Genomic DNA, 19897 nt, shown 5'->3' on the forward strand with positions numbered 1-19897 from the left:
TCAACCCCCTTAATTTGGCATTTGAAGAATTGTTCCTGCCCAAATTCGATTGCCATTAGAACTGCTTGCAAATCCATGTGCTTTTGCAGCGTTTTCAATAACAGTTTTATTTAAATTATATATTTCAATGTATTTTGAGCCATTACCAAATCTACTTTTTGCAATTCCCCAAAGTGTATCACCGCTTTTTATGGTGTATGTCTTGTATGTCGGTGCTGAACTTGCTGATCTTGTTGAAGCACTGGATGCAGTTATTGTTGTTATGACAGTCAAATCCGCAGCATGAAAAGGTGAATTGATGCCTGTTTTATCAACAACCACATAGTCGGATAATCCTGTTACACCAACTTTATACACCTTATATGTTCCACTATAAACCCATGAAGGAACAGTTTGACCATAGTAATATTTAGCTCCAGTTTTTACTTTCACCGTATCTCCAACCTTAATTACACCGGAAGAAGATGCACCACCATTGCTAGTTTTCTGTGAAGGTGTGCTTGCCTGGTTTATAGTAAGTGCAATGGTCTTAGTTTGATAATCTCTGTATTGTTTCAGCTTAATTTCCGCATTTACATCAAAGCCATTACCTGCATCCTCAATTATCTTATAATCTTCAAGACTAACTTTTAGATTTGTGTCAAACAACTTACCACCCTTCGGCATTTGCCTTGAAATAATAAATTGGAATGGTTTCTGACTGGTTTTCAGTTCTTCAAGCTGATTAAGAAATACACTTGCTTTCTGAAAACCATTTTTATACACTGCAAATGGATATTGTGTTTGTGGAAGCAACGCTGTGAAAGAAACTTCTGTTAGCCCTGCCTTCTTTAAAACATTAATTTCACCATCATTAATAAGCACCATTGTACTGTTCTTATTTGCTATTTTAATGTTGAGCTTTGAAGGGGTGACTGGTAACAACATTGTTCCTAAATAAATATCATACGCCATTATTCATGCACCCCTTCCGCAACCACTTCAAGTTCTTCTGCAACACGGTCAGAAAGATATGTAACCATTCCGTCCAGGTCAGCTTCTGAAGAAACATTGTTTGTGATACCGCCGAATTCAACCTTGACTTCTGCTGTTGTGAATCTATTAACTGTATCCCTTTCAGCAATGTCACGCAGATACTTCAAATCTTCTTCCGAGAGTGCAACAGAACCTGCCATGCTGTCAGTATTATCAGATATATTTGACAGGTATTGTGAGGGGTCAGAACTGTTTGTATAATCATCAGCAGTAGGTATGTTCGATTGGAACAAGCTTGCAGGGTCAAAATTTGATATTGCTTCATCAACGCTTTCACCCGCCGAATAACCAGTGTTCCAAGCGTCTGTATATGACCATTTTTTCAGCCCCAAACTGTCAACACTTAAATCTAATTCATCAATTACATTCTGGTAATTTTCATTCGGTGCATATTCTGCAACTGCGGCATCAGCCATTTCTTTAAGACCTGAACGCCATCCTGCAACAGCATCAGCCATATTTGAACCAAATACGAAATCTAGAGCGGAAGCTATTTTTTCAAGGAGTCCAAGAACGTTATCTGCCATACCTTGAAATAAATAAATGATAGAAGAAATAGGGTTAGTGAATACATTTCCAATAAAATTTGCAAACTCTATGAATGGATTTATTAAATAATTAATAACGCCAAGAATTAAATCAAGCAAGTCAAGAAACAAATTCCACAAGAAAGCACCAAGTGTGGTGAATACGCCAAAAATGATCCCAGTTGCACTAATTGTTAATCCAGTCAGCTTGTTGATATCTGCAATAACCAAATAAAAAAGGGCGATTATTGCAATTATTGCAATTATTATCCAAGTTATAGGACATGCTAGCAAAGCAGCATTGAATCCATATTGTGCAGCAGTTGCGCTTGCTTTTGCCATAGCTTCTGTTCTTGCAGATGTAGCTAGAGCAACATTGGCAGATGCCGCTGCATATGCTTTTACTGCTGCAATTCCTCTAGATATATTACTTATCATTTCAAGAGTATTGGTGACAGCTAAATAACCTGCATATATGCTCAATGCAATTGCCGCGCTATAAACTACAGGTGCAATCAATGACCAATTGTCAGACATAAACTGACTTACAGCACCCACCATATTAAAAATTCCAAGAACAATTCCCGAAACCACAACTAAAGCGCTTGTCACATCAGAAACCAGTACGGTAAATTGCTTTGAATTTGCAATATCATTCATATTTTTAAGAATAGGTTGAAATTGCATCAATGCATCATTTTTTATTGAAGTCCAAATCTGCCCAAAGGTCATAGGCATTTCATTGAATCGTTCTTCGATTTCATCAGCGGAACTGAATAACGCAGCTTTTATGACATCAGCGGTCAACATACCTTCGGATGCCCAATCTTTCATTGTTCCTTCTGCGCCCTTTACATTCACCATATAATCTTCAATTGATTTGGCTAGTAAAGGTGCATTTTCTATAATTGACCTGTATTCATCACCTTGCAGCCTTCCTGATGCCATTGCTTGTGTTAATTGATACATTGCCGAAGCTTGTTCTGTTGCAGATGCACCGCCAATAATGAAGTTCTTGTTCATCAGTTCGGAAAATGCAATCATTTCGTCATTTCCACTGAAAGACTTTCCTGCAAGCAGCCCAAGCTTTGAAACAGTGTCAATAGTGTCTTGATATACTGCTCTCGATCGTTGAGCAGAAGCAAAAATTTTTTGTTCCAATTCTTCAACTGAACCACCATCATCAACAATCAAGGAGAGCCTTGATTCCGAAAGGGCAAGAGTGTCAGAAAGGTCGATTGCTTTCATAACTGTTTGAAAAGACAGATAAGTAGCAGCCAGTTTGGTTATTGATGATAAAAGCTTATTACTGTTGTTTACACCGCTATTTAACGATTCATTAAATTTATTTTGTTCATCAGTATTTGCTTTGATTTTTTCAATTATTTCATTAAGTTCAACATTTGCTGCATTGATTCTTTCTCTCACACCTTCATATTCAATTGAATCAAATGCTGAATTTGCTTTTGATTCAATTGATTCAAACGCACTTACTGTCATATTCAATGCCTGTGTAATATCTATCAATGGGGAAGTCATCATATCTGTTAATCTTATTGCCGTTTGAATCGTTGCCACACATACCACCTGCCTTTCTGTTTATTTTCGCTGCTTTGATTTTATTTTTGCTGCTTCAGCTTTTTCACTTTCCATCTTGATGTTTATGGATGCTATTATAAAAGCTTTTTCCTGGTCATCTAAAACAATAAACTGTGAAGGCAACAAGTGAAACTTGTGCAAACAATAATGAGCATATACAGCATCGCTGTCACCTTCACTGATTAGTTTTTTGCTTCTTCAACCTTATCTTCCATACTGGTGTTAAAGCCATTAAATTCCTGAACGAAAGAGGCAAATTCGTTATATTCACCAGGGTCATCAATTATTTCTTTCAACAGTTCTTCGGGTGTTTTCACACCATAAGAATCTTGAAGTTCCGCATCATACAGATTTGGGAAAACAATTGAAGCAACCATCATCTTTGCAAGATATAAACCAGTATTCAACTTGGGTCTGTAAGCATTTGATTTTCCCTTGACAGGTACTTCAATCATGCAAGCTTCACGGATGTTTTCACTTTCCCTGGTGGCAATAGGCTTGATTTCCCACATCAGGGGATTGCCTTTTTCATCAACCAAAGATTTTGTTGCAGCGTATTTAGTATTTTCTTTCTGCTTTTTGTTGGCTTTCAAAAACAGTTTCAGTTCTGACATATATTAAATTCCTTTCTTAACAGAAAAGCCCCTGATGGTTGTCTATATAAGACCAAACCATCAGGGGCAAGTCACTGTGATTATTGCATCCCTGCGAGAATTACAAAGGTTTCAGGCATCTTGAAGTCCTCAAAGGTGAAATCTATGTCTTCATCAAGGTATTCACCGTCAGCATCAAATTTGGACAGGATACCACCGTCAGTATTACAGTCAACAAACACAAGGGTCTGTCTTCCTGCTGCACTTGTTGGATCATCATTTGTAACCTGAATTTCAAAGTAAATATCTTCACCGGTGTCTTTGTATCTCAAAAGGAGTTGACGGAAGATGCTTTGATTGTAGTGGGCAGTTGCAGAGCCGCTGCCTTTCCAGCTAGTTGCTTTATTACCCGTTCCTGTTTTACCAAGAATCGGAACTTCGGTTTTTTTCTTTTCAAACTTTGCTTCAAAGTTTATCATTTGCATGAAATTATATCTGTTACCTTCAATAGTAACAAAACATTCGGCAAGCTTTGCAGAAATTGCATCCTTGCCTTTCATCACAACATTATTTAGCATTGATTGTCACCCCCTTTCTTACTGCACAATGCAGGTCATGTAAAGCTGAACCATGCTGTTCACAATTGTGACAACATCATTCACCACAACAGACTGCTTTGTATCACCCTGTGCAACCACAACGCTTGAATCATCAAAGTTTTCAATAGCTCTGATTTCTTCGAGCTGTTCATGATGCTTTACAATATCTGCCCAAAGGCTGATTCTGCCTGATGCATCGTTTGGAACAACACCAAGATATTTGGTGTTAAACAATGTTGCAATGTCATTTGCAATTTGATCAATCACCCTGATGGTCTGATTATCCTTGAAGATGCTACCTTTATCCGCTGTGGTAGTGACCAAAGTGTTAATATCTTTTAGAACACGAACACTGTCCCCGACCTTGTGAAAGAGAAATTTACCTACCTGAATCGCAGCTTCAAGTTGTGACTGTGTGTAAACCGTATCAATGGTGTATTCACCATTATATAGCTTATTGGTCAGGGATTTATTGATTGCACATCCTGCCAGGACACCTGCAACCCAATATACACATTCTGTTCCAGTATTATTTTCAACAGAAGCAACACCTTCATAATCAGCCGTTGTATACTGGTGAAGAACACACTGAAATTTAATGCCGAGTTCATCACGCATACGCTTTGTGTAATTGTAATACAGCCCTTTGGTTGTGCTATCACTGGTATCAGAAACAAGCACATTGAAGGACACCGATTCTAGAGCAGCAAGAGCAGTTGAATGATTTGCACCAGTCACAGTTGCATCAGCACCACCAGTAAGTGCAGTTCCTGCTGTGACAGTGAACGCAACAGCCGATTTCCAAACAACCAAATCATTATCTGCAAGTGCATCTGTTTTTCCACTTGTCAATACCGTCTGACTATCGACAAGGACAGAATCTACATATGTTTTTACATCAGATTTGGTTGCATCATCAACATTGGTGCTGATGACAATATCAATGTCATTTCCTCTTGTACCTGCATATTTGGCATCACAGAGTGTGCAAGATGCCTTTGTCCCTGCGCCAAGTCTGTAAACAAACACCTTGATTGCATTCATGAAAATTTCACGTAAAGGCTTCATTTCATCATTCATGTAATCATATCCAAATAGCTTGAAGCAGTTGGTTTGGAAATCGCTCTTTGCAACAGAAATGACAGCACCTTCCTGACCCCACTTTAATTGCATAGGTATTGCAACAATGCCACGGTCAGAAAGTTCTGCACTTGCGCTTGTCGCACTTATGACATTTATATAAGAACCAGGTAGGATTTTATTTTGTGTAACGAAAGTTCCACCACCTAATGCCATTTTAGTTCACCTTACCTTTCAGATATGTTTCAATAGTTTCATCCACTTCTGCAAGTGAATATTCTTTATCATCATCCAAAAGTGCATTTACAAGGTCAATCCTGTCCTTGTACCTTTTGGATGAAGCAATTTGCTTTTTTGAAAACTTAATTTCAAAAGTCTGTTCAACTTTTTCAGCGTTTTCAACTTTGTCTGTATCTTTTGCCATAGTTTATATCATCCTTTCACATCAACATTTGGCTTTGACATTTCACCCATCAGGGTCGAATCTTCGACTTTGTAAACAAACATATCATAATTCACAAAGAAATTCAGGATACCATCAACTGTCTCACCATGCATTTTTGTACCACGAACCAAATCACTTTCAACAGTGATGCATTCCATTGCAAGAAATAAAGCTTCAAGTACCTGGTTACATTCTGACTTTGGTTCTTTAGATGAAGGGAAATACTGAATGCAAAACAAATTATTTCTGAAGTATCGCTTGCCCAACACCTGTGTGTTAATGGGGTTGATGCACGAAATAAAAAAGCAGGGTTCTTTCAAATCCTGCTTTTTTATTTCTGTGTAAATTTCTTTATCATCACCGAATGTTTCATTGATTTTTATACTTACTGCATCAATAATCTCATTAATCATTTGAAGCATTCCCCCATATATTTTTTCAATTTATTTTCAATTACTCTCGGTGCATCAGCTTCAAGTTCTTGCTCTGAAATAGTCAGCATGAAGCGACCTTCAACCCATCCTTTATGATTAGATGTCCTGTGACCAAATTCAACATAGGAAGCGTAATTGACAGGATTTATAATTTCTACCTGATAGGTGTCACCAACTTTTTGAATTTTAAGCGATTCAGCATAGGCAACAGCATCAGATGATCCACCACTTGTTGTTTCGGCTTCAGTTTTTGCTGTCCATCCACGCCTTAATGTACCGCCTTTCTTGCCAGTGCTTTTAGGGTAATCACCTACAGGGGTTCTTTTAATAACCTTTGCCAGTAATCTTGCCGCAAGTTCTTTGACACAGGAAGTTATAAACTGTTCAGCTTGGTTATCACGCAACTGTTCAAGCTGTTTTCTGAATGCATCAAGTTGTCTTATATCTACTTTGACATTCTTACCCATCACGCCCACCCATCAAACAGTTCAAGTATTATTTCTTGATGTGAGCTGAACACACCAGGCTTTCCACTGTTTTTGAATTCAAGCGTTCTGCTCTGATGCAGAACAATTAACTTCGATCCAGGCTTCACTATAATTTCAGGTGCAATGAACAATTTCACAATCTGTGATACCATTTCAGCACTTATGGTTTCGGTATTGCTTTTCAATGTAGAATATGATAATTTACAGGGTTGATTTTGTAGAACAGTGACTTCCTCTTTAGCAGTGGATTTATTTGCTTTTGTATAAGATTTGTATTCCACTATGTCACATGTATCTTGGTATTGCGATTCAATAGCTTTTCTTGCAGCACTTACCATTTCAACCGCCTATATTGCACAAATTCACTTTTACCGTTCTGCATCAGATAAGCAATAAGCAAATCAAGCCGCTGTTCCGGCGTTTTACTGCCATCACCAAAAGAAACGCTTGTGTCACCTTCCTGAATTTGCTTCACCGCTGCATCCAAATTTAAAGTAAACCCTTGTAATTGCCCGCTACTTTTCTTTGAAAATAAGAATTCACCGCATACCATATCAATTACTGTGTTAAATAATTCATTAGGAATTGAAGTAATATTACATGAATTTTTAATATTATTTTCAATTTTCTGAATTGAAAAGCTAAGTACCCAACTGTCACCTTCATTAACAACATAGCCAAAATAATCCAGCCTTAACAGAACATCGGCAAAAACTTGTTCTGTAAGGCTGGAAGTAGGCATAACAGTAATGATGTTGTTAAGAACTATCTGCTGTATAGAATTAAGTTCGGACATACATCATCACCCTTTCTTCATTATCCTCTTGAAATGATTCTTGCAACAGCAATGGACTTGTGGTCAATGTATTCACCGTTTCCGTCATTGACCAATGTCCAGTTCGCGCCATCTTCAAGTTCAGCATCTGTCGGGGAATTGGATGCCATGCTTGTTTTGGTGAAGCTGATACCAAACGGTGCAAACACCTTGCGCTGTCTGCTGTAAAGTGTGTCCTGACCACCGTTTGTTTTCGGATCACGGTTCATTTCATACGGAACTTCCGCACCGATATCCTCAAAGTCAAAAGCACCTTCGCCAAATACATATGTTGTATAAGTATCGGCATAAGTTGCTTCTGCACCTGCAGTGTTGGTTGTTGCAGCAGCAGTGAGTGTTCCGCCTGCGGTCTTTGTTACAGACAACACAGGGATGCCACCAATACCATTGGTCACCTGTGTGAGAGTAATAACACCAGCCGAGTTGGTAACCGTGAACTTACCGCTGTACTGTGCCGCAAGCAATGCTTTTAGAGCTGTCGCATCCGCTATGACATCCGCACCTGCTGCCCACTGCTTTGCGCCGGGGGCAGAAGCAACACATTCATAAGTTTCATCGTCGATCTGTATCTTATCACCTGCAACAGCTTTTGCCGATATCGTGATTTTATAAACGCCCTGCGTTCCTGCATCAGACTGCACAGAACCGAAAGGCATACCATCATCAATAAGCACAACACGACCATTCCAAGTTGCAAGAGAAAGCTGTCTTTCAATGCCTTCTGCATCAGTGTAAGTCATATAAGAAAGAAGTTTCAGATTTTCAAGATTGGTCGCAACCGCGCTGTGCATGATGCAAAGACCATACTTCGCTTTCTTATCACCGCTTGCCTTCTGAATAGCAGTGTTTAACGTACCTGCAGCAACAGAGCTAACCGTTGCACCTGTTATGTCATAGGTGTGACCATTGACAAATTTCAGATTTTCTGCACCAGTCATGCGGAAAATACCTTTCAATATAGAAAGCAAGATGCTCTGGTCTATGTCATCCCAATATTCAGCAACCTGTTTTGCGACATGAGATATGAAACCAGCACCGCCTGTCACATCTTCAGAAAAGTCTTTTTCTGTCCAGGCTTTTGCTCTACCGATAACAACAACGCCCCTTTCATAAGTGGTTGTTCCGGTGGAAGTAATGTCTGTGCTACCGTCATAATTTAACGGTGTGCCGCCGATTCTGCCATACATGGGGATAGTAGCGTACACAACACCAGTCTGACCATTGAAGGCACCTCGAATCTGACTGTTTGGCTGTAACGCTTTGGATTTAATAAGTTCAGTTCTTTTCTTTTTCGGAATTGTATCAATATACTTACCGAAAGCATTCGGGTTAAATGTTTTACTATCGAATTTCGACATGAAAATTCATCCTTTCATTTTTAAAATTAAATATTGGCATCAGGGTTTTGTTCCATATAAGCAGCAAGTTCTTCGTAACTCATTTTGGAAGTGTCAGCCTTGCCATCAGGATCTTCTTTGCCTGTTTCGCCCGGAACAGCACCCTTAATTTTTGTTTGCTTTGTTTCTGCTGTGAAAAGCATTTTGGAATCCTCTGCACCCTGAAGAGCCTTAATTTTATCGGAAAGACCTTTGACTGAGCCATCTTCGGCAAGTTCAATCTTTTCAGTATCACCAAGGTCTAGAAGTGCTTTGACTGCTTTTACATTAACAACCTTTGCAGCCGTTAATGCAGCAGTAACAGCAGCATCCACTTTTAATTGCTTTAATTCAGCAGCATGTGTTTTATCTTTCGTTACGTTGTCGGCTTGCAAAGCAGAAATCTGCTGTTTCAAACCTTCAATGTCACCTGTGGAATTTTTGAGTGTTTCAAGCTGACCATCCCTTTCAGTTACCTGACTTTTCAGGGTGGTGTTCTCTGTTTCAGCATTTTTCAATTTTGTCTGAACAGTTTCCAGATCACTTTTCGCCTTGCCAATATCCTGACTGTTTTCATCAAGAATGCTATCAACCTGTTCCTTCGTCAATCCCATGTCCTCTAAAAATTTGCGTTTCATGATATAAAATCCTTTCATCTTCGCTTTGTTTTCGGGGGTCGCATCCCCTGATTAGTGTCTTTTTTCGACTTCCACCAGGTCAATTTTTGTATGAAAAAGCACCCTGTAATTCAGGGTGCTTCAATCAATATAGTTTATTACTGTCAATAGTCGCTGTCATCATCAGGATAATTCATTACATAAGGCTTTTTGCTGTTTATGCAATCTTGAAGAATTTGCTTTATTTCTTCATCAGTCTTGCTTCTCACAATAGATATAGGAAAGCCTTCACCGAACATTTCAACATATTGTTCTAACAACTTTTCCATATGCATCATCCTTTCTATTTCAACATTTCTTTAAGCATATCACAAAATACGCCATACGATTTTGGAAGATACTTTTTTATTGCATCTAGGCTTGTTGGTGCTGACATTGTGGAATCAAACATTTCAGCAAAAGCTTCTGCTGCAAGACCGTCTGCCAAACCATTGTATGTTCTCTTTGACCAATAATCCCCTGAATGCCCAAATCCAAGGTTGATTTTATGAAGTGTCGCACCATCTATAATGTCAGATAAATCAGCCCTTGCAATTCCTTTGGCAATGTCAGCATCAATTTGTTTTTCCAATGCCTTATATGCAATTGATTTTGAATAGACTGGTTTGCTTAACCATCTACCATATCTTTGATAAAACTGCCAATTAGAATCTGAAATAAACCCTTTACTGTATAACCAAGAATAATCTTTCTCATGTACTTTGAAATCTGCTTTCATCTGATTGTCAAGTGCAGATACCATGTCGTCGATTTCTTGTTTAATTGTCTGTGGAAATACACCACCATTATATGCAGAAGAAAAATGTCTTACGCCATATATAGGATTGTTGATTTTTCCACATGCAATGTTATCTATTGCATGACCTGATTCATGAAAACTTGTTTGATAAGGTGCTGACCATGTACTGCCTTTCGCATCTACAGCACCGTTTACATAAATTTGCGAACCGCTGCAGTGCTCTGTGCCTGATGTATATGCTGCATCACCAACTTGTATTTGTGATTCATATTTTTGCCAAACTTTTGCAGCATTTGAATCAGAACAGTCAACCACCATTTGGTGCATGTCATCATAGTGACTTGTTCCAAACTTCTGTGCTATTTCACAATTGTAATCAACAGGATATTGGTTACTTTTTATAGTATCATCTTTTTCAATTTTTGTCAATCCATCCTTTGAACCGCCTTCCTTGAAGGTCTTTTTCCATTCAGGATATTTCAGTTTACTGTCCACATAGTAAGTCTTGCCATCCGCATCTTTTGCAGCTCTCTCTGTGAAGTTATCATCAAAATAAGGTGCTGTGGTTGATCTGCACCATGGGTGAAAAGGGGGAGCAGTGACACCTGGTTCATAATCTTTCATGGGGAACACCTGACCATCCATCTGCTGACAAATTTCAGAAGTATGCGAATCAAGTGTTGCAACAATTTCGAAATGTTCAACATCCAGTTCATTGAAAGCATCTTTTTGTGACTGACTATTGAAATAAGCGGATTCTGTCATCACAAGCCTTCCTGCCTGATTTTTAGATACCCCCATTTTCTTTGCAATTGTTTTTATTGCATCATCCGGGGATTTCCCAAGCATAATGGTCTGTGATAGCTGTGTATGAACTTCGTTTATAAGACTGGTCTTGTTCGACCATATCCGTTCACTGAAATTTCTTTTATCAGTTGCCCATAGTTTTGAAATTAACTTTTCAAGTGCTGAATCATCAATTGATGCAATATCCCAGCCAACACTGAAACCCTTTTGAATCTCATATGCGGTATGATAATATGTATCAAGATAATTTTTTTTCAGAAGATGATCAATGGCATCTGTCTGACCCCCAAACAATTTTTCAACTGTCTGCTGTGTTTGCAGTTTTAAAGCTTCAAGCCGTGAAACATGAAACCTTGCAGAGGCGTTTTCAAGCTGCTGCATCCAAGCTGTATCTAGGGCATTCTGTTCGCCATATTTAATATAGTCTTTTACATCCCACCTGAATTCAGCAAGTTCTTTTGTTGTAAGTAACTGTCTTGCTTCTGCCATGCTGATATTATTGTTCTTCGCAAAACGTGTATACCATGTAGAAATTTGTTGTTCAATGGCTTTCTGTGCAGCCATATATTGTTCTTCAATGGTAGCAAATGATTCAACAGCGTTCTTATTGGATGCTGCTTCTAGCTGTTCAAAGCGCATTTTCCAATAAGCACTATTCTTCATTTACACCACCGCCATTCTGCTGAACAGGAAGTGCAGGATTGAATGCATTGCCGTATTCTGCCATAGCAGCTGCTTTTTCAGCTTTTTTTCGTTCCAGTTCCTTCTGTGGATCATCCACCCAAGGATGATTTGCCACAATGGTTTCATCAGAAAGAATTCCTACAGATTTACCGCAGTTTTCAATGACTTCCGTTTCATTTATAAGAATATCACGGTTGAAAATCACTTCAACTTCTTCATTTTCAAAATCACCCATGCCGGTATTAACAAAGTGGCAGTTGATAAACCAAAGCAGTTCTTCAAATGCAGCTTGATATTCGGTTTCCATTTCATTTGCATCCAAGTCAATATCAGAATACATGCTTTGAATATTCATTTGATTTGGTTCACCGGAAAGCCTGTCATCTTTAGCATCATAGCCCATTGCATTTTCAATGATTGCTTTCTTGAAAATCTCAATGATTGCCTTGTAGTTTTCGGAATTGACTTCCACCTGCAATGTTTTAAGATCACCATCTGCGCCATCAACGGTCTTGACCTTTACAGCACCATAGGTTGCAAGATTCCTTCTAAATTCGCCAAGGTTTTCACCGTCATAGTTGACAAGAACCAAGATTGTGTTCCGTGCATCTTCTTCCATGTTGTTCTGAAAGTTGGAAAGGATGATGTTCAAGCCATCCTGCAAGGATTTCACATTTTTGATAAGCGGTATTTCGTCACTGTTGTACTTGAACGGAATCAGCGGAATTCTCGACCAGTTCCACCCCTGGTCTTTGCCTTCATTGTCTGTGGTTATGAAATAATTACTGATAAATGGGGCATCAGGAACAAGGTGACCGCCTTCCAAGATGAAGTAATGAATTCCTGATTCATCATAGACTTCAACCTTTTCAACAATCTTTTCCTGCTGCCCTTCGTATGCGACCACCTCATAAATCCTGATGACATAATCAAGAACAGTATGATCTGCATCACGCCATCCAGGAATGATTTCATATCCTTTGAACTTTTTGAAGGTGAATTCACCATGTTCATCATAATAAACGAACAGCCAACCGATGCCTTCATTTAAGGAATCCTTCCCAAGGTTCTTCATCAACCGCATAAAACGCTTATTGAAGAACTTTTTCAGAAGGTCACCATAAGCATCATTATCTGTTCTGACTGCAATCGGCTGACCAAGCAGGTAATCTGCTTTTTGGTTTACCATCTTCTTGTATTGGTTATCAACAATTCTGTTATTCGGAAGATTGTCAACCGTTTCAACCTTGCCGCCTTCACCAATCACTGTTCTTTGGCGTTTTGTTATGTCATGATGACCTGCAAAGTATTTTTCACCGTCAAACATTTCTTTTCTTCGTCTGCTTGCCTTGAATCGTTGAATTTCAAGTTCAATGAAGCGTTCATCTGAAATAACCAATTCAGCACCAAGTTTCACCAAATGATTTATGCGTTCGGTCTCAGAATTATAAAAATTAAACACGATTCACTCACCCCCTTTCTTAAAAACATTGCTTAATATAAACAAACGCCTTGAAATCATAAGGTTTCAAGGCATTTTGTTACTAATGTGTTACTATTCAAAGCTGAAAGTGCTTCCTGCACTGATTTTTTCAGCAATGCCTGTGGTTGCATCAGGGGCATCATCATGTGCATTTTTACCTTCCTTTTGATACCTTGACATTGCATCATAGTATTCAGGGAATCTGTCTTTCCAGTTCACAGGGAAATAAATATGATTCATAACCCATGTACTGTTGGACAAAATTCTTGATTGTTTATTTTTTGATTGAAAGAATGAATTGATTACACAATGGTTTGAACTGTACCGCCGTTTCAATTCTGTTTGAACATTTCTTGCAAACCCTCTGCCACCATTATTGCTTTCAATATCGGCTGCATTAACCTTGCCTTCATAAAGCAGCTTTGCAGTTGCTGGTTCTGTAATTTCCATTCCTTCTTTTGTATAAAGCACATCAAGAATATAAGCTTCACCGCTGTACACACCATAATTGATGCTGCACAGGTAATCATCACCTGTGTCAGCCGTATCAGTATAATTCTTGATTGCTGTAAATAGAAGATTACCGTGTTCATCCATAGGAAGCTTTGAATACGTTTTGAATGAAGTGTACAATCTGCCTTTAATATCAATTGGTTCTTGCTGATAGTTTGCCGATGCAATATCAAGACCCATTGCCTTAATCTTGGCATTATATGAACGCCTGGACAGTATTTCATCACAAAGCATTGTTCCATCATCCTGTAATGCTTTATATGAGATATGCCTAACCTTTGCACCTGATTCTGTGTAATGCGCAAGTGCCTTTCCTGCTAAATCATCACTGTGCCACCTGGTCATTATTATGATGATTTTACCGCTTTCTTCTAGTCTTGAAAGCATGGTGTTTGTAAACCAATCCCAATGTTTTGTAAGAACATCAGCATTATAAGCTTCCGCTGCATTCTTGATAAGGTCATCAATGATAAGAAGTGAAGCACCAAAACCTGTCGCAGTACCTGTTGGTGATGTAGCCAAATAATTGTTATAACCATTGACCAGCGACCACATATTCATTGCACCGTCACCCCTTTGAATGGTGACACCAGGGAACACATCAGAATAAACAACTTGTGCTGCATCCGCTTTTGCTTCCAGGATGGTGTTTCTTACATTCTTTGAAAAAGAAGTGGACAGCGTCTCATTGTATGAACCTGTCATGATCTTTTCTCTTTGATTTACACCGAGGATCCATTCAACAAAGCACCCCACGGTTCTTGACTTTCCGTGTCTGGGGGGCATGTTCACAATCAGAACTTCATCATCTGATTCATAAAATTCTTGAAGTTGATCGCATAGATCAATCAGGAAGTGTCTATTTTTCTTGTAGAAGTCAGGTGCTTTCAGATTGCAATAATAAAAGAAGTTTCGTTTTGCAAGTTCAATCTTTGCCCCACGCTTTACAGTTTCAATATCAACTGTCATCTTTATCACCAACCAACTTTAAAAGCTGTTCAGTGGTAAGCCCTTCATAAGGATTGTTGTCTATCTGACCTGATAATTCAACTTTGTCTTTGAACATTCCAAGGTGCTTGCCGATCAGTTCTAAAGCTCTGACTTTATCACATGAATTCACTTCAATGCCATATTTGCCTTCCTTGATTCCTGAAATAGCAGCCTTTTTTTCAAGGGGAAGTTTATCCGTGTCAAAAAGTTCAACAAATTGTTCTTCAACTTCCTTTTCAACATATTCTTGTGCTTCATCATCCCATAGGCGTTTCTTCCGCTTCTGTGTGGTCACTTTTGCAAAATCGCTACCATTTGAAAAGGCAACTTTCGCAAGTTCTGAAAGAACCTTATCCTGTGTGATTTCAGTCCTCTGTTCTCGCTTATGCATAGCCTTATCAATCGCATCTTGAACTGTAGTTTTCTGTAGTTGTTGATAACCTATTTCACTTGCTCTTTGCTGTGAGTATCCTGCTCTGATTGCTGCCTGTGTTGCGTTCAGGTCAATCAAATATTCCTGCACAAACAGCTTTTGTTTAGGTGTCAGTGCCATATAGCAACACCGCCTTTCAATCAAAATAAGAAAAGCAGACAGTTTGTGACCGTCTGCTTTTCTTCATAGAATTTTCTCAGCTTAATAATATCATATAAACATAGTGTCATTCAATACCCTGAATGTGTCAGTTCGTATCACTGTACGGAATTTTTATATTTTTCAAAGCATCACTGTGAATTCTATGTACCTGCTTTAATGAAAGATCCATTTTTGAAGCAACAACTTCCCATTTAAGAAATTCAATGTACCGCAGCTTCAACACAAGCCTTTCATTTGGTGATTGTACAGTGTTGATTGTTTCCCTGACTTCCTTCTTCAAGTCAACAAAGCGGTCAATCTCTACATTGATGATTGCTTCAAGGTCAATAATTTTGGCAATACACTTTGCAAATGGTGCTTCTGTTGGTCTTGATGCCGAGTGAGGCATACCTGATAAATTTGGGCTTGAAATACTTGTAGACAGTGCTTTCAACTGTTCAATTTCTTCAAGATCACTCTGTATCAAATCGTTCAAGCGGTAAGCTTGCCTTAAATATTGCTTCGCTGTCATTAGTGTTCCTTTCTGTTTAAGTTCAATATTACATCTTAAACATTAAAAAGCCTTATGCAGCAAGACTTTTTAATCTTTTTTCTATATGGAATGTTTATGTGTTCACGATATTTCTTATATACTTATATATTCTTTTATATATCTTGTAGTTTTTTACTATCAAATTATAATCAAGTGTATTATCTCTATATAAAAGAACTTAAAAATATCTTGCACATAGTAAACATCTTAAACATTCCTTATGTAGCAAGGCTTTTTGTGTTCAAGTTTCTGCTTTCATCTTAAACATTATCTTGAGCATCAAATATTCTTTACCTTTGAAGCGTACATGTCAGCAGTATGTGTGAATAGCACATTCGGATACTTCCTGATTGCTCTGTCATATCCATCCCAATCATCCCCATTGTAGGCGCCCATGTGATACCTGATGCAAAGTATTTCTTCTTCCGTCAGTGTCATGAACTGCGACAGCAGCATTATTGATTTATCGCCATGACCTTTTAGCACCACATCAGGATTGTGTTCATAATGGGCTTCTTCACCTTTTACTTCATCCATTCCCATTATCACTGTGCCTTTCACATCCACAACCTTTATGTATTCATCCGTCTTACAAAGGTCATGAAACATACCAACAATAAAGGGGGATTCCTTGCGCATCCATTCAACACCAAGCTTGGCTGTCATTTCAATCAAACATTCCATCACTTCAAGCGAATGATCAAACAAGCCGCCTTCATAATTGCCATGATACTTTGTGGACGCAGGGGCTGTGAAAAAACCATTTCCAATGAGCCAGTTAGTGAAGTCTTTTGAAGCAATACCCTGCATTACATCCTGGAAGTCAATTAATCTTTCAGATTCTTTTTTCATTTTTGTTCATCCTTTCTTCAAGCACCGGGCATTGCAGCACTTTGACCTGCTTCTGTACCGGCTTCTTTTAATGTTTCATCAAGTTCTAATCTGTCAATCAAATCAAACACTATCTTAATGGCTTCGCAAAAAGAAATTTTTTCTGCATTATCAAGGTCATGCACATTTGTGATATAAGTTCCGGTTGCACACCTTCTGTTTGTGTTACACCCATAATTTACTGCCTTTATTGCAAGAAGTTCTTCTGGACTTATTTCTATTTCCCTCGGGAGGTTCATCTGAATTCCTTTCCGCTTCTCTTATGCCTTAATTCAATTCGTGCAATAAGTTCAAAGCCACTTTCTGAAATAATAAACTTTAACATTTTGATCAAAAAGTTAGCTTTGTTTTCGACCTCAGTTTCTTCTTTTATGATAGGCTTCAAAGCTTCGTAAGCAGTGGGATCAGGATAGCCAGATGAGTTTAAAAAAGGGTTTTTATTCGCCATTTTGATTACCTTCTTTCAGATAATCATTTAATTCAGGCTTATGCTCGCATGTCCAAATGCAGCAAAGAAGATTCCATATATATGCTCTATCATGGGGTTCATCTACATCTTCTCTGCACCATTTCAAATAGTGCCTGACCGCTGAATCAATATAGCAATGTGTTGGAATACCTTTCTGCCAGTTATTTTCGCCATACTTCTTTGCACCTTCTTCAAAGTGTTTTGATACTTCAAGTAATTTTGTAGGAATATCTATCATGTCTTTCTCATACTCTGTACCTTCATCTTCATAATCGCATTCAAATAATAAGATTGCTCTATGAAGATGCTCTATGTCACCAGTGGTCTTGAATTTTTCAATCCATCTTAGTTCTTTGCTACCAATTATATCCCCAATCACATCCAGGGGAAGAAGGTCACATCTGCCTTTACCTTCTTGAATGTCACGGACTGCACCAGTTTCAAACTGCCGTCTGTTTCCGCTGTCGATTATTTTAGGTGGAGCAGTAAAATTTGATTTACATACAGGGAGGGCATGTATACCTTCGGGGATAACCTTTTCGTAAAATACGCACTTTTCAGCATTCATTTTAAAACCTTCCTTTTTATTTTTTAATGAATATTTTTACTGTTTGCTTACCGATTCTTTGCATCTTTGTCTCAAAATTTAATATTTTATTAATTTGTTTTGAAAACTCTATGTTTGACATAGGTTGTAAATTATTTGCAAGACAATATTCATGATACCGCTTGTACACTGTTCTCGTTGGTTCATTTTCAATTTGAAAGTCATCATCACTTTCAACTTCTCTGATGAACCCAAGGACAGGATTATTTGATTCTTCATATTCGTCAATTTCTTTTCCCACCTTCTCTGATTCAGTAAAGCAATTTCTTTCAAGTACTCTTTTTAGACCTGCTAGCCCAAGCTGAATCATGTATTCCATTGATTCCTGACTTTTTAAAATATCGCCAATGTGTGGATCAAAGTCAGGATCAGTGTTGCTAAACTTAGCATCAAATGGGATAATAATTAACCTTCGTAATATTGCAGCAGAATCCCTGCCCTTACCCATTCTCGGAATATTGTTCGCGGAAAAAAACAATTTTACATAAGGTTCAAATTCAAACTTTGGTTGCCCTTTTTGTTCTGCATCAATGGTTTCACCAGTGACAATCTTCTTGAATGTTGATGCATCCATTATAAATTCATCAGAAATATCATCACCGATATTCGCAAGTTTTCCGAAAAGCATTACAGTTGAAAACCTATCATCAAGCTTCTTCAAATCTAATGAAGAAATATTCCGTTTCCCAAGCATGTTTTTCAACATGTTCAAATATGTTGATTTACCGTTTGAACCAGTGCCTGTCAGAATGAACGCTTTACCAAGTTCATTTCTTCTGAACAAACAGAACCCTGCTGCTTCTTCAAGCAATTTCCTGATTTGGTCATCACCGCAAGCAATTTTGTTAAGCGTTTGGTCTGTATTCTGTGAATATGCCTGTGGGTTGAAATCCCAATCAATTCTGTTTGTAATAACCATATCAGGGGAAAGAGGAATAAAACTACAATCTTTTATACTGTACACACCATTTCTGAATGCAATCATTGAAGCATCTGTTGAAGGTGTATTTTCGCGAATCATAATGTCAAGGTAAGCCATTACTTCCTGCCTTTTCGATCTGTTAAGCTGTGGGATGTGCTTTATCATTTCGGCTTCAATATCGGTTTGACCGCTGACATAGATTCCATCCCTATAAAGGTGCAGTTGGTTGTTTATTCGGATAATGTGATTATTGTTCTTTATGTAGGTTGCAAACTTGTCAAAAAGAAAAGTGCTGCCCTTGAAGAACACAGGTTTCTTGAAAGCATCATCACGCAGAATCACTTCAAGTTCTTCATCAGAAAGGGGTTCTTTAAGTATGTATTTATTGATTATTCTAATTGTTTCCCTAGTTTCATCAACGGTGAAGTCATTGCTTTGAAGCACCAGGATGTAATTGAACAGTGCTTGGTTTCTTCCATCACCTGCATCCATGTTTAGAAAGTCCATTTGATAGCTTATGGGGAATAACCACTTTGGAACTTCCTGATAATTGTCTGTTTCAGGGTTTTCAATATCCCATTCAACAAAACGTTCCTCACCATTAAACTTCAAAATTTCATATGAATTAGTAAAACCAACCTTAATATCAGCCATTAGCCCAATGGCAAGGTTCTTGTGAGTATGACAATTTCTGACCTTTATGTTTTTGAATAAAAAATGTTTACCCCTGGTGGTCTGAATTACCTTACAATTCAGTTGCAGTGCTTCGACTATGTCCATCAACTTATCAGCCCGATCACTATCATCAATGTCAATCAAAATGGTGTCTTGTGCTAAAATGCCTGCATATTCAGAAAGCGACTGAACTTCTTCAAGTGTTTTGAAATCGGTTCTACCTTTGAATTTTTCAGCAGCCTGTTTGTTACTGGTTTTGATGTAGCCTTTGAAAAACACTATCAGTCACTTCCTTTCTTATC

The 19897-nt window shown here is 38.2% G+C and carries 23 protein-coding genes; all 23 read right to left on the minus strand.

Annotation, left to right across the window (positions count from 1 at the left end; genetic code table 11):
• Window positions 1-9 precede the first annotated feature (9 nt).
• The gene (locus VB118_03000) at window positions 10-954 is read right to left on the minus strand and encodes a LysM peptidoglycan-binding domain-containing protein (protein MEA4831567.1); all 945 of its coding nucleotides are present in this window, start codon (window positions 952-954) and stop codon (window positions 10-12) included.
• Entirely contained in the window at window positions 954-3140 is a 2187-nt protein-coding gene (locus VB118_03005; protein ID MEA4831568.1) for a tape measure protein, read from the minus strand. Before VB118_03005 ends, VB118_03000 begins: the two co-directional genes overlap by 1 nt.
• A gap of 203 nt (window positions 3141-3343) precedes the next feature.
• Window positions 3344-3775: a hypothetical protein gene (locus VB118_03010; GenBank protein ID MEA4831569.1), complete on the minus strand. Its 432-nt coding sequence runs from the start codon at window positions 3773-3775 to the stop codon at window positions 3344-3346.
• An 80-nt stretch (window positions 3776-3855) separates the two neighbouring features.
• Window positions 3856-4332 carry a phage tail tube protein gene (locus tag VB118_03015; GenBank protein ID MEA4831570.1) on the minus strand — a complete coding sequence of 159 codons (477 nt, stop codon included), beginning with the start codon at window positions 4330-4332 and terminating at the stop codon, window positions 3856-3858.
• Window positions 4333-4350: 18 nt separating this feature from the next.
• On the minus strand, window positions 4351-5649 hold the full coding sequence (locus VB118_03020; protein MEA4831571.1) for a phage tail sheath family protein: 1299 nt from the start codon (window positions 5647-5649) through the stop codon (window positions 4351-4353).
• 1 nt (window position 5650) lies between these two features.
• On the minus strand, window positions 5651-5857 hold the full coding sequence (locus VB118_03025; protein ID MEA4831572.1) for a hypothetical protein: 207 nt from the start codon (window positions 5855-5857) through the stop codon (window positions 5651-5653).
• 8 nt (window positions 5858-5865) lie between these two features.
• Window positions 5866-6291 (minus strand): hypothetical protein, encoded by a 426-nt coding sequence (locus VB118_03030; protein MEA4831573.1) that lies wholly within the window; start codon window positions 6289-6291, stop codon window positions 5866-5868.
• Window positions 6288-6779 (minus strand): HK97 gp10 family phage protein, encoded by a 492-nt coding sequence (locus VB118_03035; GenBank protein ID MEA4831574.1) that lies wholly within the window; start codon window positions 6777-6779, stop codon window positions 6288-6290. Before VB118_03035 ends, VB118_03030 begins: the two co-directional genes overlap by 4 nt.
• Window positions 6779-7138, minus strand: a complete 360-nt coding sequence (locus VB118_03040) for a hypothetical protein (GenBank protein MEA4831575.1) — start codon at window positions 7136-7138, stop codon at window positions 6779-6781. Before VB118_03040 ends, VB118_03035 begins: the two co-directional genes overlap by 1 nt.
• The gene (locus VB118_03045) at window positions 7132-7596 is read right to left on the minus strand and encodes a hypothetical protein (protein ID MEA4831576.1); all 465 of its coding nucleotides are present in this window, start codon (window positions 7594-7596) and stop codon (window positions 7132-7134) included. Before VB118_03045 ends, VB118_03040 begins: the two co-directional genes overlap by 7 nt.
• Window positions 7597-7616: 20 nt before the next feature.
• A complete protein-coding gene (locus VB118_03050) occupies window positions 7617-8993 on the minus strand; it encodes a phage coat protein (GenBank protein MEA4831577.1) in 1377 nt (458 codons plus the stop codon).
• A 26-nt stretch (window positions 8994-9019) separates the two neighbouring features.
• Window positions 9020-9649: a phage scaffolding protein gene (locus VB118_03055; protein ID MEA4831578.1), complete on the minus strand. Its 630-nt coding sequence runs from the start codon at window positions 9647-9649 to the stop codon at window positions 9020-9022.
• 143 nt (window positions 9650-9792) lie between these two features.
• Window positions 9793-9957, minus strand: a complete 165-nt coding sequence (locus VB118_03060) for a hypothetical protein (protein MEA4831579.1) — start codon at window positions 9955-9957, stop codon at window positions 9793-9795.
• 14 nt (window positions 9958-9971) lie between these two features.
• Window positions 9972-11897 (minus strand): minor capsid protein, encoded by a 1926-nt coding sequence (locus VB118_03065; protein ID MEA4831580.1) that lies wholly within the window; start codon window positions 11895-11897, stop codon window positions 9972-9974.
• Complete coding sequence (locus VB118_03070) at window positions 11887-13311, minus strand: phage portal protein (protein MEA4831581.1); 1425 nt, start codon at window positions 13309-13311, stop codon at window positions 11887-11889. The genes VB118_03065 and VB118_03070 overlap by 11 nt, the downstream gene beginning before the upstream one ends.
• 162 nt (window positions 13312-13473) lie before the next feature.
• Entirely contained in the window at window positions 13474-14883 is a 1410-nt protein-coding gene (gene terL, locus VB118_03075) for a phage terminase large subunit (GenBank protein MEA4831582.1), read from the minus strand.
• A complete protein-coding gene (locus VB118_03080) occupies window positions 14873-15457 on the minus strand; it encodes a terminase small subunit (GenBank protein ID MEA4831583.1) in 585 nt (194 codons plus the stop codon). The genes terL and VB118_03080 overlap by 11 nt, the downstream gene beginning before the upstream one ends.
• 127 nt (window positions 15458-15584) lie before the next feature.
• The gene (locus VB118_03085; protein MEA4831584.1) at window positions 15585-16010 is read right to left on the minus strand and encodes a sigma factor-like helix-turn-helix DNA-binding protein; all 426 of its coding nucleotides are present in this window, start codon (window positions 16008-16010) and stop codon (window positions 15585-15587) included.
• A gap of 300 nt (window positions 16011-16310) precedes the next feature.
• Window positions 16311-16883 carry a hypothetical protein gene (locus tag VB118_03090; GenBank protein ID MEA4831585.1) on the minus strand — a complete coding sequence of 191 codons (573 nt, stop codon included), beginning with the start codon at window positions 16881-16883 and terminating at the stop codon, window positions 16311-16313.
• Between the two features lie 17 nt (window positions 16884-16900).
• Window positions 16901-17161 carry a hypothetical protein gene (locus tag VB118_03095; GenBank protein ID MEA4831586.1) on the minus strand — a complete coding sequence of 87 codons (261 nt, stop codon included), beginning with the start codon at window positions 17159-17161 and terminating at the stop codon, window positions 16901-16903.
• Window positions 17158-17370, minus strand: a complete 213-nt coding sequence (locus VB118_03100; protein MEA4831587.1) for a hypothetical protein — start codon at window positions 17368-17370, stop codon at window positions 17158-17160. Before VB118_03100 ends, VB118_03095 begins: the two co-directional genes overlap by 4 nt.
• Window positions 17360-17959 (minus strand): dATP/dGTP diphosphohydrolase domain-containing protein, encoded by a 600-nt coding sequence (locus tag VB118_03105; protein ID MEA4831588.1) that lies wholly within the window; start codon window positions 17957-17959, stop codon window positions 17360-17362. The genes VB118_03100 and VB118_03105 overlap by 11 nt, the downstream gene beginning before the upstream one ends.
• 16 nt (window positions 17960-17975) lie before the next feature.
• Window positions 17976-19874: a phage/plasmid primase, P4 family gene (locus VB118_03110; protein MEA4831589.1), complete on the minus strand. Its 1899-nt coding sequence runs from the start codon at window positions 19872-19874 to the stop codon at window positions 17976-17978.
• Window positions 19875-19897: the final 23 nt, after the last annotated feature.

Source organism: Oscillospiraceae bacterium (genome assembly GCA_034925865.1).
Classification (GTDB): domain Bacteria; phylum Bacillota; class Clostridia; order Oscillospirales; family SIG627; genus SIG704.

Excerpts from the sequence above, each read along its gene's own strand:
- VB118_03090 (MEA4831585.1), bottom strand. The coding sequence starts at position 16,883 with ATGAAAAAAGAATCTGAAAGATTAATTGACTTCCAGGATGTAATGCAG.
- VB118_03000 (MEA4831567.1), bottom strand. The coding sequence starts at position 954 with ATGGCGTATGATATTTATTTAGGAACAATGTTGTTACCAGTCACCCCT.
- VB118_03030 (MEA4831573.1), bottom strand. The coding sequence starts at position 6,291 with ATGATTAATGAGATTATTGATGCAGTAAGTATAAAAATCAATGAAACA.
- VB118_03035 (MEA4831574.1), bottom strand. The coding sequence starts at position 6,779 with ATGGGTAAGAATGTCAAAGTAGATATAAGACAACTTGATGCATTCAGA.
- VB118_03020 (MEA4831571.1), bottom strand. The coding sequence starts at position 5,649 with ATGGCATTAGGTGGTGGAACTTTCGTTACACAAAATAAAATCCTACCT.
- VB118_03105 (MEA4831588.1), bottom strand. The coding sequence starts at position 17,959 with ATGAATGCTGAAAAGTGCGTATTTTACGAAAAGGTTATCCCCGAAGGT.
- VB118_03015 (MEA4831570.1), bottom strand. The coding sequence starts at position 4,332 with ATGCTAAATAATGTTGTGATGAAAGGCAAGGATGCAATTTCTGCAAAG.
- VB118_03095 (MEA4831586.1), bottom strand. The coding sequence starts at position 17,161 with ATGAACCTCCCGAGGGAAATAGAAATAAGTCCAGAAGAACTTCTTGCA.
- VB118_03100 (MEA4831587.1), bottom strand. The coding sequence starts at position 17,370 with ATGGCGAATAAAAACCCTTTTTTAAACTCATCTGGCTATCCTGATCCC.
- VB118_03045 (MEA4831576.1), bottom strand. The coding sequence starts at position 7,596 with ATGTCCGAACTTAATTCTATACAGCAGATAGTTCTTAACAACATCATT.
- VB118_03010 (MEA4831569.1), bottom strand. The coding sequence starts at position 3,775 with ATGTCAGAACTGAAACTGTTTTTGAAAGCCAACAAAAAGCAGAAAGAA.
- VB118_03085 (MEA4831584.1), bottom strand. The coding sequence starts at position 16,010 with ATGACAGCGAAGCAATATTTAAGGCAAGCTTACCGCTTGAACGATTTG.
- VB118_03025 (MEA4831572.1), bottom strand. The coding sequence starts at position 5,857 with ATGGCAAAAGATACAGACAAAGTTGAAAACGCTGAAAAAGTTGAACAG.
- VB118_03055 (MEA4831578.1), bottom strand. The coding sequence starts at position 9,649 with ATGAAACGCAAATTTTTAGAGGACATGGGATTGACGAAGGAACAGGTT.
- VB118_03080 (MEA4831583.1), bottom strand. The coding sequence starts at position 15,457 with ATGGCACTGACACCTAAACAAAAGCTGTTTGTGCAGGAATATTTGATT.
- VB118_03060 (MEA4831579.1), bottom strand. The coding sequence starts at position 9,957 with ATGGAAAAGTTGTTAGAACAATATGTTGAAATGTTCGGTGAAGGCTTT.
- terL (MEA4831582.1), bottom strand. The coding sequence starts at position 14,883 with ATGACAGTTGATATTGAAACTGTAAAGCGTGGGGCAAAGATTGAACTT.
- VB118_03040 (MEA4831575.1), bottom strand. The coding sequence starts at position 7,138 with ATGGTAAGTGCTGCAAGAAAAGCTATTGAATCGCAATACCAAGATACA.
- VB118_03050 (MEA4831577.1), bottom strand. The coding sequence starts at position 8,993 with ATGTCGAAATTCGATAGTAAAACATTTAACCCGAATGCTTTCGGTAAG.
- VB118_03065 (MEA4831580.1), bottom strand. The coding sequence starts at position 11,897 with ATGAAGAATAGTGCTTATTGGAAAATGCGCTTTGAACAGCTAGAAGCA.